Source organism: Corynebacterium callunae DSM 20147 (assembly GCF_000344785.1).
In the GTDB taxonomy this organism is placed as follows: Bacteria; Actinomycetota; Actinomycetes; order Mycobacteriales; family Mycobacteriaceae; genus Corynebacterium; species Corynebacterium callunae.
This window is the reverse complement of sequence record NC_020506.1, coordinates 2137868-2151138: the sequence shown is the minus strand read 5'-3', so window position 1 is coordinate 2151138 and position 13271 is coordinate 2137868. Positions and strand designations below refer to the sequence as shown.

The following is a 13271-nucleotide window of genomic DNA, read 5'->3' as shown; positions in this document are numbered from 1 at the left end:
CCGATAACTTTTTATAGAGACGTGTTGATTGTCGCTCTACCTGTGCGGCGGCGGCTGGGTGTTATTCACCCGCCAGCGCCCGGGACTTCTGCGCAATCTTGGGATAAGAAAATAGGAGTGTTGCTGTGCCAAAAAAGCAGGTAAATGAAACTGAAGCTTCATCTTCAGCTGTCTTAGCAGCGGAATTTGATCGTAGTACCTTGGGTGAGAAAACCCGTGTGCACCAACTGGCTAAAAAACTAGGCCTGGCTTCCAAAGATATTGTGGTAGCCCTCGATAGCATCGGTCTGGTCAAGGTTGCCCAATCAAATTTGAGCAAAGAAGAAGTGGAAAAGCTACTCGATACGCTTTCCCAGCCGGTGGTAACTGAAGTAGAACCAGTGGAGAAAATCAGAAGGCGCGTGGAAAAAAACGTAGCCAATGAAATTCACCAGATCGAAGAAAAAATTGAGCGCGAGTTGGCAGCAGCCATCGAACCCAATGACTTTGAAGCAGCAGTCAAAGAAGAAGCTCATGCAGAACTTTTGGAAGACATTGTTCCTGAGGTAACTCCAGCTCCTGCTGAGGCACCAATCTATGCGCCAATCTTCCAAGCGCCGGCCATGATTCCTACCGAGGACATTGCTGATACCGATGATGAACAAGCCCGCGAACGTTCGGCGCGCAAGCGCCGCGGTCGTCGGGGTACCAGTCGTGGACGCGGTACCGAGGCAGAAACGGTGGCACCCGCCAAGGAGGTCGCGTCGACAAGCGAAGTTGAAGAGCAGGTTTCTGAACCCATCGGAATTAAGGGCTCTACTCGCCTGGAGGCGCAGCGCCGTCGTCGCAGTGAAATGCGTGAGGAAAATAAGAAGAAGCGCCATGTGGTGAGCACTCAGGAATTTATGGAACGCCGTGAATCCATTGAGCGTCGCATGGTGGTGCGCGAACGTCAGCGCCACGATCACCCCGGTTTGGTTACTCAGGTTGGTGTGATTGAAGACGATAAATTGGTCGAGCAATTTGTAACCTCTGATTCCCAGATGTCCATGGTGGGCAATATTTACCTGGGCAAGGTGCAAAATGTGCTGCCAAGTATGGAAGCTGCCTTTATTGACATCGGAAAAGGACGCAATGGTGTCCTTTATGCCGGTGAAGTGGACTGGAAAGCTGCCGGGCTAGGTGGTCGTGGTCGCCGCATTGAGCAGGCACTAAAGTCTGGCGATCAAGTTTTGGTGCAGGTGACCAAGGATCCAGTTGGTCACAAGGGTGCTCGCCTGACCACTCAGATCTCGCTGGCAGGCCGCTATTTGGTGTATGTACCAGGCGGTCGCAGCGCTGGTATCTCCCGCAAGCTGCCTGGACCAGAGCGCAAGCGCCTAAAGGAAATTTTGGGTCGCGTGGTGCCAGCTTCCGGTGGAACCATTATTCGTACTGCTGCCGAGGGTGTATCCGAGGAAAATATCGCCGCCGATGTGAACCGTCTGCACACCTTGTGGGAGCAGATTCAGGAACGCACCAAACAAGAAAAGAAGAACCGCGGCGCCAAGCCAATCACCATGTATGAAGAACCTGACATGCTGGTGAAGGTTATTCGTGACCTCTTTAATGAGGATTTCAGCGCGCTCATCGTTGACGGTGACCGCGCTTGGAATACTGTGCGTGCCTATATTCAATCTGTGGCACCTGATCTGGTGAGCCGTGTGGAGCACTTTAACCGCGCCGACTTTGATGGCAAGGATGCCTTTGAAGCCTTTAACCTGAACACTCAGCTGGAAGAGGCGCTTTCCCGCAAGGTCAATCTGCCTTCTGGTGGTTCTTTGATTATTGACCGCACTGAGGCAATGACGGTCATTGACGTCAACACTGGCCGCTACACCGGCAAGGGTGGTGGCAACCTAGAGCAGACCGTGACCCTCAACAATATTGAGGCAGCCGAGGAAATCGTGCGCCAGATGCGTCTGCGTGACCTCGGCGGCATGATCGTGGTGGACTTCATTGATATGGTGCTGGAAGAAAACCAGGAGCTAGTACTGCGTCGCCTCAATGAGGCCTTGGAAAATGACCGCACCCGCCACCAGGTTTCAGAAGTAACCTCCCTGGGTCTGGTACAGATGACCCGCAAGCGTATTGGTGCTGGATTGCTGGAAACCTTCACCATCGAATGTGAGCACTGTGCGGGTCGCGGTGTCATTATTCAAGAAGACCCAGTAGATAACGTAGATGCGCGTGTGGAGGCCAAGGCTGAAGAGCGCTCTCGCCGTCACCGTCGTGGCATGGAGGAAGAGCAAGAAAATCCTGCAGAACACCCCATGGTTGTCGCTATGCGTGATTTGGTGGAAGACGATGAGCATGACTTGGATCAGGAATTTGAGGAGCTAGCTGCCTCTGTTTTGGTTCTTGATGATGCTGATGATGCTGAAGAGTCTGTCGTGGAGTCCACCGTTGAACCGGAGGAAGGCCCACGCCGTCGTGCACGCCGGGAACGTGATGCAAAGCGTGAAGTTCATCCAGTAGAAAATACTGCTGATGAGATCGCTGCAATTGCTGCGGCTGCTGTGGAGATCGCTGATGATGAGGATCCGGATGAGCCTTCAGGTTCTTCCTATGTCTCTGATTTTGTGGAGGAAGAAAAGGAAGCAGAAAAGGCTGAGGTTGTTACCCAGGTTGCTGCGGGATATAAGGAAGCCTTGGCGGAATTTGAGGCTAGCCCCCGCCGTCGCCGCAATACCCGCGGAAATTCCCGTTCTGACCGTGCTCCACAGCCAGAGGATTTCAAGCCAGTTGCTGAAGTGGCCGCACCGCGACGTCGTAAAGCAGCGTCTGAGGCGCCGGAGAAGCCGGCTCGCCGCAACCTGCCTAGCGAGCTCAGCGCGGGTGCGCCGGGACGCAGTAGAAGGCGCGCTATTCGACGCCGCATGGCCGAACCAGCGGTTGAGGCCGTTGCGGAAGTCACCCCAGAAGTAGTTTCCACCCCAGAACCTGAGGTTGTTGTCCAGAAGGTTGCCGGACGTCGGAATCGCCGTCGTGTGGTACGAGTAAAAGCGCAGCAGCCAGCAGCGCAGCCCGTGAAAAAGGCGGAAAAAGTGGAAAAACAGCAGGCTGAGCCAGTAAAAGAGGCGCAGTCGGGTCGCCGTCGCCGGGCTACCAAGAAGTCCCCACGCAGATAGGGTATAAGGGCAGTTTGTATTAAAGCTGCCTTTAGGGGTAATCTTGGACAGTCGCTGTTTTAGGCTGTGTCCGTAATGCCCATTAGCCAATATCGCGGCGAATGAGCGCGTGACGGAAGCCATTTTGTGGCGTTCTCATGCCTAGAACGCAATTGTAAAACGTAAGTCCAATCAGGGACTCAACTCCGAGTGCCTGAGCCGAGAATCAGATAAGGGGTAGCCCTCTATGTACGCGATCGTCAAGACCGGCGGAAAGCAGTACAAGGTTGCCGAAGGTGACCTCGTTAAGGTCGAGAAGATCGAGGGTGAGCCGGGTGCATCCGTGGCTCTCACCCCGGTTCTGCTCGTCGATGGCGCCGATGTAACAACCGCCGCTGACAAGCTCGCTTCTGTGAGCGTCAACACCGAGATCGTCGAGCACACCAAGGGCCCGAAGATCAAGATCCTGAAGTACAAGAACAAGACCGGATACAAGAAGCGCCAGGGACACCGTCAGCCCCTGACCGTTCTGAAGGTCACCGGAATCAAGTAAGCCCCTGGGCTTTCTTTGAGTTTTTCCTTTTGAAGGAGGGAATTACCACATGGCACACAAGAAGGGTGCATCCAGCTCCAGCAACGGTCGTGATTCCGAGTCCAAGCGCCTTGGCGTGAAGCGATTCGGTGGCCAGCAGGTTTCCGCAGGCGAGATCTTGATCCGTCAGCGTGGCACCAAGTTCCACCCAGGTGAGAACGTCGGCCGCGGTGGCGACGACACTCTCTTCGCACTGAAGACTGGCGCTGTCCAGTTCTCTACCAAGCGCAACCGTCGCCTGGTGAACATCGTCGAGACCGAGGCTGTTGACGCTTAAGTCAGCTGCTAAGTTTTAACGAACTAAAGCTACTCCCCACAAACCTCTAAGGCTTGTGGGGAGTAGCTTTTTTATGTTTAGTTTTCTACTGGAGTCCAAGAGTGCGCGGCCCCAAAATCAGCTGCGCCGGCAAACCAAGCCTCAATAAGACCAATGACATCTTTAAGGGTGGCTACTTCGGTGCCTAAGGTCTCTGCGCCGCTGGAGTACTCGACCAGCCATTGCTTCTCCGCTACCTGGTAGAGGGTCTGGATGAACTGTGAATCATCCGCAGTGCGAGTTACTCGTAGATAAGGCAGCTGGGTGTCTTTAAGACGCATCACCTCAATAAGCAGGTGGGGTAGGCCATAGGCGGAAAAAGCCGGTGAGTACCAATTCTCAATTTGCACCACCGCATCGGTGTCTTCATCGCCAAAAAGCAAAATGGTATCTGAGTTCATATCGGCCAAGCCCAGACCATAATCCAGGGCGATGGTAGCCAGCCACTGCGCGGCTTCCTCTGCACTGTTATAGGAGGTGACCACATAGAGGCAGCGATCTCCAGAAAGCTGAATGGCATCTTCTTCAAGTTTTACGGTCAGTGGCGCAGTGGCAGCAAGCCCGGCAGCCAAGGATTCCAACACTGGAGTGCTTGAAGGGGTGGCAAAATCGATACGTTCGGTCAGTGGAGATTTAGAAATACGCGCACTGCCTGGGTCGCCGTCGGTTTCAAAAAGGACAAAGTCATAGCTCATGGTATGCCAGTGTAGGGAGGTGTAGCCTGGGCACTCGAATTCACATCACCTTAAAGGAGTTTTAATGTCTGTTGTTGGTACTGGAAGTTTTTTCGGATCCCCTGAGGAAGAGCGCGATAAGCTTCTGCAGTCTTTGATGGATCAAAAGAAAAAGGTATCCAAGCCAGAAGGAATTCCACTGATCACGCTTAATGACGGCCACAGCATTCCACAGTTAGGTTTTGGCGTGTTTAAGGTGGACCCAGCAGAGGCTGAGCGGATTGTCAGCGAAGCCCTGGAAGTTGGTTACCGTCATATCGATACTGCTGCGATTTATGGCAATGAAGAAGGCGTGGGCCGGGCAATTGCTAAGTCTGGAATTCCCCGCGAAGAACTCTTTATTACCACCAAGCTTTGGAATGATCGTCACCTCGATGTGGAAGCTGCATTTGAGGAGTCCTTAGCCAAACTGGGCCTTGAATATGTAGATCTTTACCTTTTGCACTGGCCCGCACCAGCCAATGATAATTATGCCGCTGCTTGGAAAGCCATGGAAAAGCTGGGCGATCGTGCCCGCTCCATCGGTGTCTGCAACTTCTTGCCGGAGCACCTAGAAAAGCTTTTGGCTGCCGCCGACGTAGTGCCAACGATTAATCAGATTGAGCTACACCCAGCGCTGCAGCAGCGTGAAGCTGTGGAGGCTTCTCAGGCTGCCGGCATTGCCATTGAATCTTGGGGACCTTTGGGCCAGGGCAAATACGATTTGTCTGCCGAAGCTCCAATCGCTGCAGCTGCCGAGCACCATGGCAAGACCCCAGCTCAGGTGGTCATCCGCTGGCACCTGCAAAATGGCACCATTGTTTTCCCTAAAACAGTGACAGCATCACGTATGGCGGAGAACTTGGATGTCTTTGATTTCCTCCTGAGCAATGAGGAAATGGATGCGATTACCGCCTTGGAGCGTAATGCTCGCGGTGGCGCACACCCTAACGATCTCAACTAGGCCATAAGAAATCCCGCCCTTTTCATATGCGAAAAGGGCGGGATTTTTGCGTCGAAAAGCGCTTTAGTTCATGAAATCGGTATCGGTGAACTTGCGGTCAAAGGCCGTGCGCGCGGGGTTGGCATCGGCCAGCAACATATCAAAGCGATCATTGGCGATCTCAATGATCTCTGACAAAGCCTGGCGGTGCTCCTGCTCATTGGAGTTATCCAGACGGCGCAGACCGGCGGTAACCACCGAATCAACGGTGTCCATGGTGTCAAAATACGCCACATAAGGCATCCCAAAACGCTCACGGTACTGTGCGGTGACAGTTAACAGCTTTTCGCGGTCCACATCGTCTAGCTCGACGAGGCCAAGGGATCCACGGTCCTGGGAAATCAGCGCAGCTTCTTCCTCAGAGGCCAGCAGCAGCTGAGCCATATCGGGATAATCGCGGATAAGTTCTTCGCGGTCCTGGGCAGGAGCGGTAAGAACAGCAATCTGAATAGCCTCGCGCAGCTCCGTGACATTGGCAAAAGGACGTGACTCCCAAGCAGTTTCCAGCGGCCAGGTCTTGCTGTTGAACAGAGATGCAAAGGTATCAACAAATGTCTGGCGATTCATCTGGTTTACGGCCTCCAGGCTGAGGTGCTCACCGGACTTAGAAGTCGCAATATTGCCGCCGGTTTGCTTGCCTACATGGAAAAACAGCAGGTTAAGCATAATGGCAGTAATGGCACCCACGGACATTCCGGAGGAGACAAAAATCTGAGCCCACTCTGGGAAAGCCTGCGCAACCTCAGGGCGGAAAGAAACTAGCATTGCGAGTCCCAGTGCGGAAGTAACAATGACGGAATTGCGTCCATCGCGCAGATCAGACTTAGCGATGGTTTGAATACCCACCCAGGCCACGTTGGCAAACAAGGCAAGCGAGGCGCCACCCAACACTGGGGAGGGGATGGATGCAACGATGGCACCAGCCTTAGGTAGCACGCCCAAAATAATCATAAATACCGCAGCGGCTGCAGCCACCCAGCGTGACTTCACGTTGGTAATGCGCACCAGGCCGACGTTCTGAGCGAAGCAGGTATAAGGGAAAGAGTTCATCACACCACCAATAAAGGTGGACAGGCCATCTGCGCGCAGGGCGCGCGTGACGTCATCACGGCGAGTACGCTTGCCGACGATTTCCCCCGTGGCAAATACGTCACCAGTGGTCTCAACCATGGTGATGATCATGACGATGATCATGGAGAAAATGGCCACGGCATTAAACTCTGGAACGCCAAAATAGAAAGGCGTAGTGACATCAAAAGCTTCAGCGGTACCGACGTTGTCTAAGTTTGCATCGCCAAGTAGCACAGCTACTGCGGTGCCGCCTACCAAACCAATAAGCACCGCGAGGGTGGCCAAGAAACCGCGCAAGAAACGCTGCGCCAAAATGATAACAGCCAAGGTGCCAAAACCATAGGCCAAATCACGGGCTGCAGGGGTGGATTCTGCATAGTTCACAAAGTCATTTGCAGACACCGAAAGCAGGGAAGTACCCATAACCAAAAGCACCGTGCCGGTGACAACTGGTGGGAAAAACTTCAGGAAGCGCGCAAAAACAGGAGCTGCGAAGAAGGTGAAAATACCGGAAATGATGACAGCGCCATAAATGGCAGGCAGTGCTGCAACTCCGCCGGCGCCATCAGTAACACCCAAACCAATGGCGATAATTGGAGCTACCGCCGTGGTGGTAACACCCTGGACAATGGGCAAACGCACACCAATGTGGCGGCCTAGTCCCACCGACTGAATTAGTGTTGCGATGCCACAAGTAAGCAGATCGGCATTAATAAGATGGATTGTGGTTGCGGTATCAAGGTTTAGTGACTGTGCAATAAGCAGTGGCACAATAACCGCGCCTGCATAAAAAGCAAGCACATGCTGCAGCCCTAAAGCTGCTAGTTTTGGCGCTGGAGGCACCTGATCTACCGGGTGTTTTACCCGGGGTTCAGTTGAAATTGTCACGGCGATTGGCGGTGTCCCTTCGTCCTCGATATGAAATTTATTCTCCCCTATTGTCACCTTTTTGCTAAGGCAGACAAAATACTGGGTACCACAGGGAAATTTTCGGTTATTCAAGAAGGCATTGTCACTGGTAGGATCGAAGAACCTTGGCGCTCGGACCAAACGCACTTAAAATTTCATAGGTGAACGGGCGCTCGCATTAGTTTTTGATCAGGAGTGACACCGACTTATGAACCGCTTTATTGACCGCGTTGTGCTACACCTCGCCGCTGGCGACGGCGGCAACGGCTGCGTCTCGGTGCACCGCGAAAAATTCAAACCACTTGGCGGCCCCGACGGCGGCAATGGTGGACACGGTGGAGACATCATCCTTGAAGTAAGCTCCCAGGTTCATACCCTGCTGGACTTCCACTTCCACCCCCACGTTAAAGCCCAGCGAGGCGCAAACGGCGCCGGCGATCACCGTGCAGGCGCTCGCGGTGACGACCTCATCTTGGAAGTTCCACCAGGAACTGTTGTTGTTGACGATAAGGGCGAAGTCCTGGCAGACCTCACCACCGTTGGCATGAAGTTTATTGCCGCAGCAGGTGGCAACGGCGGACTGGGCAACGCATCCTTGGCATCCAAGGCTCGTAAAGCTCCAGGCTTCGCTTTGATTGGTGAACCGGGTGAAATCCGCGACCTCACCCTGGAACTAAAGTCCATGGCCGATGTTGGACTTGTTGGCTTCCCTTCCGCTGGTAAATCTTCATTGATTTCTGTGATGTCAGCAGCAAAGCCAAAGATTGGTGATTACCCATTCACCACCCTGCAGCCAAACCTTGGCGTGGTCAATGTAGGCCATGAGACCTTCACCATGGCTGACGTTCCTGGTCTAATTCCAGGTGCTTCCGAGGGCAAGGGCCTAGGCCTTGATTTCCTCCGCCACATTGAGCGCACCTCTGTACTGGTGCACGTGGTTGATACCGCTTCCATGGATCCAGGTCGCGATCCAATTTCTGATATTGAAGCTTTGGAAGCAGAGCTTGATGCCTACCGTTCCGCATTGGACGATGACACCGGACTTGGTGACCTCAGCCAGCGTCCTCGCGTTGTAGTGCTCAATAAGGCTGACGTTCCCGAAGCTGCAGAACTAGCTGAGTTCCTAAAAGATGAGATCGCTGAAAAATTCGGCTGGCCTGTCTTTATTATCTCTGCTGTTGCCCGAATTGGACTTGATCCACTCAAGTACAAACTGCTGGAAATTGTGCAGGCGGACCGCAAAAGGCGTCCGAAGGAGAAGTTGGCAGAACCTGTCATCATCAAGCCAAAGGCTGTGGATCACCGCACCAAGGGCCAGTTCCAGATCAATAAAGATCCAGAAATCCCCGGCGGCTTTGTCATCACCGGTGAAAAACCAGAGCGCTGGATTTTGCAGACCGACTTTGAAAACGATGAAGCTGTGGGATACCTCGCTGACCGTTTGGCAAAGATCGGCATTGAGGAAGGCCTGCGTAAGGCGGGAGCACGTGTTGGTGCTTCTGTAACCATCAATGGCGTTACCTTCGAATGGGAGCCAATGACTTCTGCTGGTGATGATCCACTGCTCACTGGTCGTGGCACCGACGTGCGCCTCGAACAGACCGGCCGTATCTCCGCTGCAGAACGTAAACGTGCATCTCAGGTACGTCGTGGTCTTATTGATGAGCTCGACTTCGGCGAAGGCCAGGAAGCTACCCGCGACCGCTGGGAGGGATAAAACCCGACATTTGGAGTGTCTGCGTGTATACGATGGTGGGGCTATGAATGACACGCAGAATACTCCTGAAAGCGTTCGACTCCGGGATGAACTTCCCACGCCAACCCAAATGGCGCCGGTGACGGGACTTCCCGTCACCCCCTACAGCCAGGAAGCTAGCATTGGCGCTACCTTCCCGGCTGTTGACCCGGAAACCAAAGAAAGCGCCGCCTACGGACATGAGTCCGATATGCGTGAGCGCATCACCAAAGCCAAGCGCGTGGTGGTAAAAATTGGATCTTCTTCACTCACCAATGATGAAGATGGTCATACGGTGGATCCCAATCGCATCAACACCATTGTCAATGCCCTCCAAGCTCGTATGGAAGCTGGCTCTGACCTCATTGTGGTGTCCTCTGGTGCGGTTGCTGCCGGTATGGCTCCGCTGGGCTTAAGTGTGCGCCCCACTGATTTGGCCGTTAAACAGGCAGCAGCCGCCGTTGGTCAAGTCCACCTCATGCACCAATGGGGACGTTCCTTTGCTCGTTATGGTCGCCCCATCGGCCAGGTCTTGCTGACCGCTGCAGACGCTGGAAAGCGCGACCGCGCCCGCAACGCCCAGCGCACCATTGATAAATTACGCATGCTAGGTGCAGTACCTATCGTTAATGAAAACGACACCGTGGCAACCACCGGTGTGAACTTTGGCGACAATGACCGCCTGGCCGCTATCGTGGCACATTTGGTTTCTGCAGATGCATTGGTGCTGCTTAGTGATGTTGATGGACTTTTTGATAAGAACCCAGCCGATCCCACCGCACGCTTTATTTCTGAGGTTCGTGATGGCAATGACCTTAAAGGTGTGGTCGCCGGAGACGGCGGCAAAGTGGGAACCGGTGGCATGGCTTCCAAAGTTTCTGCTGCACGCCTAGCTTCCCGCAGTGGTGTGCCAGTGCTGTTGACCTCAGCGGCAAATATTGGCCCAGCACTGGAACATGCGCAGGTAGGAACGGTGTTCCACCCCAAAGAAAATCGCCTTTCCGCTTGGAAATTCTGGGCTCTTTATGCAGCAGATACCGCTGGCAAGATTCGCCTAGATGCCGGTGCCGTAGATGCGGTGACCTCCGGTGGAAAATCCCTGCTGGCAGTGGGAATTACGGAGATTATCGGTGATTTCCAACAAGGCGAGATCGTTGAAATCCTGGGACCTGGTGGTGAGATTATTGGTCGCGGTGAAGTATCTTATGACTCTGACACCTTGATTTCAATGGTCGGCCAGCAGACTCAGGATTTGCCAGAGGGCATGCAGCGTCCTGTTGTCCATGCTGATTATTTATCTAATTACGCAAGCCGCGCTTAACCCCCGCTGTTAGCCTGCGTGGCAGGCGAGGGGCGGCCTCGAAAAGCATCTTTAAAGGAGAAAAATGAAGTTTCAAATGTATCCTCACCTGTGGGAATCTACTGCTGCTGTCATTGAGGGCGGCGGACATACGCGGGTGGAAAAGCTTGAAGAGGCAGATTTTCTTTTCTTTAATGGCTCCGCCCCAGAGTTTCCTGAATTGCCGGACAATATTAAATTTGTGCAAGCATCCATGGCTGGCATTGATGCCCTGGTACGCGCTGGGGTAGTCAATGACAAGGCTCGTTGGGCGAATGCAGCTGGCCTTTATGCCGATACCGTTGCAGAATCCACCCTTGGTTTGTTGTTGGCACAAATGCATCAGCATGCCATTGCACGCCTTGCTAAGTCCTGGGATGTACGTGATGAGGTCGAAGAGAAGAAAACCTGGCTGCATGACAACAAGGCGGTAGCCATTATGGGCGCGGGCGGAATTGGTGTACGCCTAATCGAGATGCTGCAGCCGTTTAACGTAAAGACCATTGCGGTAAATAATTCTGGACGCCCGGTAGCTGGCGCCGATGAAACCTTCGCTATGGCAGAGGCTGATCACGTATGGTCAGAAGCCGATATCTTGGTGCTGATTATGCCGCTAACCGCAGATACACACCATATTGTTAACACTGAAACCTTGGGCAAGATGAAGTCCAGTGCCGTGATTGTCAATGTGGGCCGCGGTCCGCTAATTAATACCGATGACCTGGTTGCAGCTTTGCAAGCAGGCACCATCGCGGGCGCTGCTTTAGACGTGACCGATCCAGAACCACTGCCGGATGGACATCCACTGTGGGAGATGGACAATGTGGTTATTGCACCACACGTTGCCAACACCACTGAGCGTATCCGCAGTTTAACCGGCGATCTCACACTACGAAATATTGAGCTTTTCCAAACAGGGGAGAAGATGCTCACCGAAGTTGACGTGGTCGCTGGTTATTAGGCTTTTTAGGCTGAGCCGTTGGAGCTTGTGCCAGCGCTGAAAGCCGGAGCTTGTGCCGGAGCAGGAGAAATTTACTCAGCTCCGGCGGCTGCAAGGTCTGTACACTGTACAACCATGAGTTCAACATTGAGCAAAGATCTAGACATCCGCGAAATCGAAAGAGCAGAAGTTTTAGCAAAGGCAGGCGCCGCCAAAAAGGTCGCACCTGAAATAGCAGTGCTGGGTACCGGCATTAAAAATGAAATTCTGCATACTGCAGCCGACACTTTAGAAAAGCGCGCAGCAGAAATTATCGCAGCAAATGCGCTTGATATCGCAGCAGGCCGGCAGGCTGGGATGGAAGCATCCCTTATTGACCGCCTTTCTTTAGATGAATCTCGCATCGTCGGCATTGCTAACGGTTTACGCCAGGTAGCAGCGCTAACTGACCCCGTTGGTGAGGTTTTGCGTGGCCACGTCATGGAAAATGGCATTCAGATGAAGCAGATCCGCGTGCCTTTGGGCGTTATGGGCATGGTTTATGAAGCCCGCCCCAACGTCACCGTTGATGCCTTTGGCCTGGCGTTAAAGTCTGGCAATGTAGCTTTGCTGCGCGGATCCTCCACTGCGGTTAATTCCAACACCATTCTGGTTGAAATTTTGCAAGATGTTTTAGCAAGCTTTAATCTTCCTCGCGAGGCTGTGCAGCTTTTGCCTTGTGAAACCCGTGATTCGGTGCAGGATCTTATTACCGCCCGCGGTTTAGTTGACGTAGTTATTCCTCGTGGCGGCGCTGGCCTGATTAATGCTGTGGTCACCGGCGCCACGGTGCCCACCATTGAAACCGGCACCGGCAATTGCCACTTTTATATTGATAGTGAAGCCAACCTCGAGCAGGCCATCGCCATGCTCCTTAATGGCAAAACCCGACGCCCCAGCGTCTGCAACGCCACTGAAACTGCGCTTCTCGACGCCGCCCTCAGCGACTCAGACAAGCTTGCGGTTGTGCGCGCCCTCCAGTCCGCAGCAGTAACAGTGCATGGACGAGTAGATGAATTGACTGCTTTTGGCGCCACCGATGTTGTCGAAGCAACTGAAACCGACTGGGATTCCGAATACCTCACCATGGACATTGCCGTTGCAGTAGTAGACGGCGTGGACGGTGCAATTGAGCACATCACCAAGTACAGCACCCAACACACCGAAGCAATTGCCACCAAGAATATTGAAAAGGCACAGCGCTTTGCTGATCGAGTGGATGCTGCAGCCATCATGATCAACGCGTCCACCGCTTTTACCGATGGTGAGCAATACGGTATGGGTGCAGAAATCGGTATTTCCACCCAAAAGCTACATGCCCGTGGCCCAATGGCTTTGCCAGAGCTAACCTCCACCAAGTGGATTTTGCAGGGCACTGGTCAAACCAGGCCTTAGCTGCACCTTTAGGAATTTCCCCTTCCACTCTGCGCCAGTAGCATATTAGCAGTATTATCTATGTGAAATTAGCGTTGGTGGAAGGGGATTT

Annotated in this window: 10 protein-coding genes; 8 read left to right on the top strand and 2 right to left on the bottom strand. The window is 53.4% G+C overall.

Going from position 1 to position 13271, the window contains the following annotated elements:
- Positions 1–125 precede the first annotated feature (125 nt).
- From H924_RS10055 to rpmA, 3 genes are all read left to right on the top strand, one after another.
- Complete coding sequence (locus H924_RS10055; protein WP_015651858.1) at positions 126–3149, top strand: translation initiation factor IF-2 N-terminal domain-containing protein; 3024 nt, start codon at positions 126–128, stop codon at positions 3147–3149.
- 226 nt (positions 3150–3375) lie between these two features.
- On the top strand, positions 3376–3681 hold the full coding sequence (gene rplU / locus H924_RS10050) for a 50S ribosomal protein L21 (RefSeq protein ID WP_003859302.1): 306 nt from the start codon (positions 3376–3378) through the stop codon (positions 3679–3681).
- A 49-nt stretch (positions 3682–3730) separates the two neighbouring features.
- The gene (gene rpmA / locus H924_RS10045) at positions 3731–3997 is read left to right on the top strand and encodes a 50S ribosomal protein L27 (RefSeq protein ID WP_015651857.1); all 267 of its coding nucleotides are present in this window, start codon (positions 3731–3733) and stop codon (positions 3995–3997) included.
- A gap of 77 nt (positions 3998–4074) precedes the next feature.
- On the opposite strand, the gene H924_RS10040 is transcribed toward rpmA, so the two are convergent.
- The gene (locus H924_RS10040) at positions 4075–4731 is read right to left on the bottom strand and encodes a hypothetical protein (protein ID WP_015651856.1); all 657 of its coding nucleotides are present in this window, start codon (positions 4729–4731) and stop codon (positions 4075–4077) included.
- A 64-nt stretch (positions 4732–4795) separates the two neighbouring features.
- On the opposite strand from H924_RS10040, the gene H924_RS10035 reads away from it, so the two are divergent.
- Positions 4796–5713 carry an aldo/keto reductase gene (locus H924_RS10035; RefSeq protein WP_015651855.1) on the top strand — a complete coding sequence of 306 codons (918 nt, stop codon included), beginning with the start codon at positions 4796–4798 and terminating at the stop codon, positions 5711–5713.
- 63 nt (positions 5714–5776) lie between these two features.
- Here H924_RS10035 and H924_RS10030 read toward each other — a convergent pair whose 3' ends face one another.
- Positions 5777–7711 (bottom strand): solute carrier family 23 protein, encoded by a 1935-nt coding sequence (locus H924_RS10030; RefSeq protein WP_015651854.1) that lies wholly within the window; start codon positions 7709–7711, stop codon positions 5777–5779.
- Between the two features lie 229 nt (positions 7712–7940).
- Here H924_RS10030 and obgE point away from each other — a divergent pair, with 229 nt between their 5' ends.
- From obgE to H924_RS10010, 4 genes are all read left to right on the top strand, one after another.
- Positions 7941–9449: a GTPase ObgE gene (gene obgE / locus H924_RS10025; RefSeq protein WP_015651853.1), complete on the top strand. Its 1509-nt coding sequence runs from the start codon at positions 7941–7943 to the stop codon at positions 9447–9449.
- A 229-nt stretch (positions 9450–9678) separates the two neighbouring features.
- Entirely contained in the window at positions 9679–10788 is a 1110-nt protein-coding gene (gene proB, locus H924_RS10020; RefSeq protein ID WP_131385812.1) for a glutamate 5-kinase, read from the top strand.
- A 64-nt stretch (positions 10789–10852) separates the two neighbouring features.
- Positions 10853–11767 carry a D-isomer specific 2-hydroxyacid dehydrogenase family protein gene (locus tag H924_RS10015; RefSeq protein WP_029703682.1) on the top strand — a complete coding sequence of 305 codons (915 nt, stop codon included), beginning with the start codon at positions 10853–10855 and terminating at the stop codon, positions 11765–11767.
- 114 nt (positions 11768–11881) lie between these two features.
- The gene (locus H924_RS10010; RefSeq protein ID WP_015651850.1) at positions 11882–13180 is read left to right on the top strand and encodes a glutamate-5-semialdehyde dehydrogenase; all 1299 of its coding nucleotides are present in this window, start codon (positions 11882–11884) and stop codon (positions 13178–13180) included.
- Positions 13181–13271 lie beyond the last annotated feature (91 nt).

Excerpts from the sequence above, each read along its gene's own strand:
- H924_RS10040 (WP_015651856.1), bottom strand. The coding sequence starts at position 4,731 with ATGAGCTATGACTTTGTCCTTTTTGAAACCGACGGCGACCCAGGCAGT.
- obgE (WP_015651853.1), top strand. The coding sequence starts at position 7,941 with ATGAACCGCTTTATTGACCGCGTTGTGCTACACCTCGCCGCTGGCGAC.
- H924_RS10035 (WP_015651855.1), top strand. The coding sequence starts at position 4,796 with ATGTCTGTTGTTGGTACTGGAAGTTTTTTCGGATCCCCTGAGGAAGAG.
- H924_RS10010 (WP_015651850.1), top strand. The coding sequence starts at position 11,882 with ATGAGTTCAACATTGAGCAAAGATCTAGACATCCGCGAAATCGAAAGA.
- proB (WP_131385812.1), top strand. The coding sequence starts at position 9,679 with ATGCGTGAGCGCATCACCAAAGCCAAGCGCGTGGTGGTAAAAATTGGA.
- H924_RS10015 (WP_029703682.1), top strand. The coding sequence starts at position 10,853 with ATGAAGTTTCAAATGTATCCTCACCTGTGGGAATCTACTGCTGCTGTC.
- rplU (WP_003859302.1), top strand. The coding sequence starts at position 3,376 with ATGTACGCGATCGTCAAGACCGGCGGAAAGCAGTACAAGGTTGCCGAA.
- rpmA (WP_015651857.1), top strand. The coding sequence starts at position 3,731 with ATGGCACACAAGAAGGGTGCATCCAGCTCCAGCAACGGTCGTGATTCC.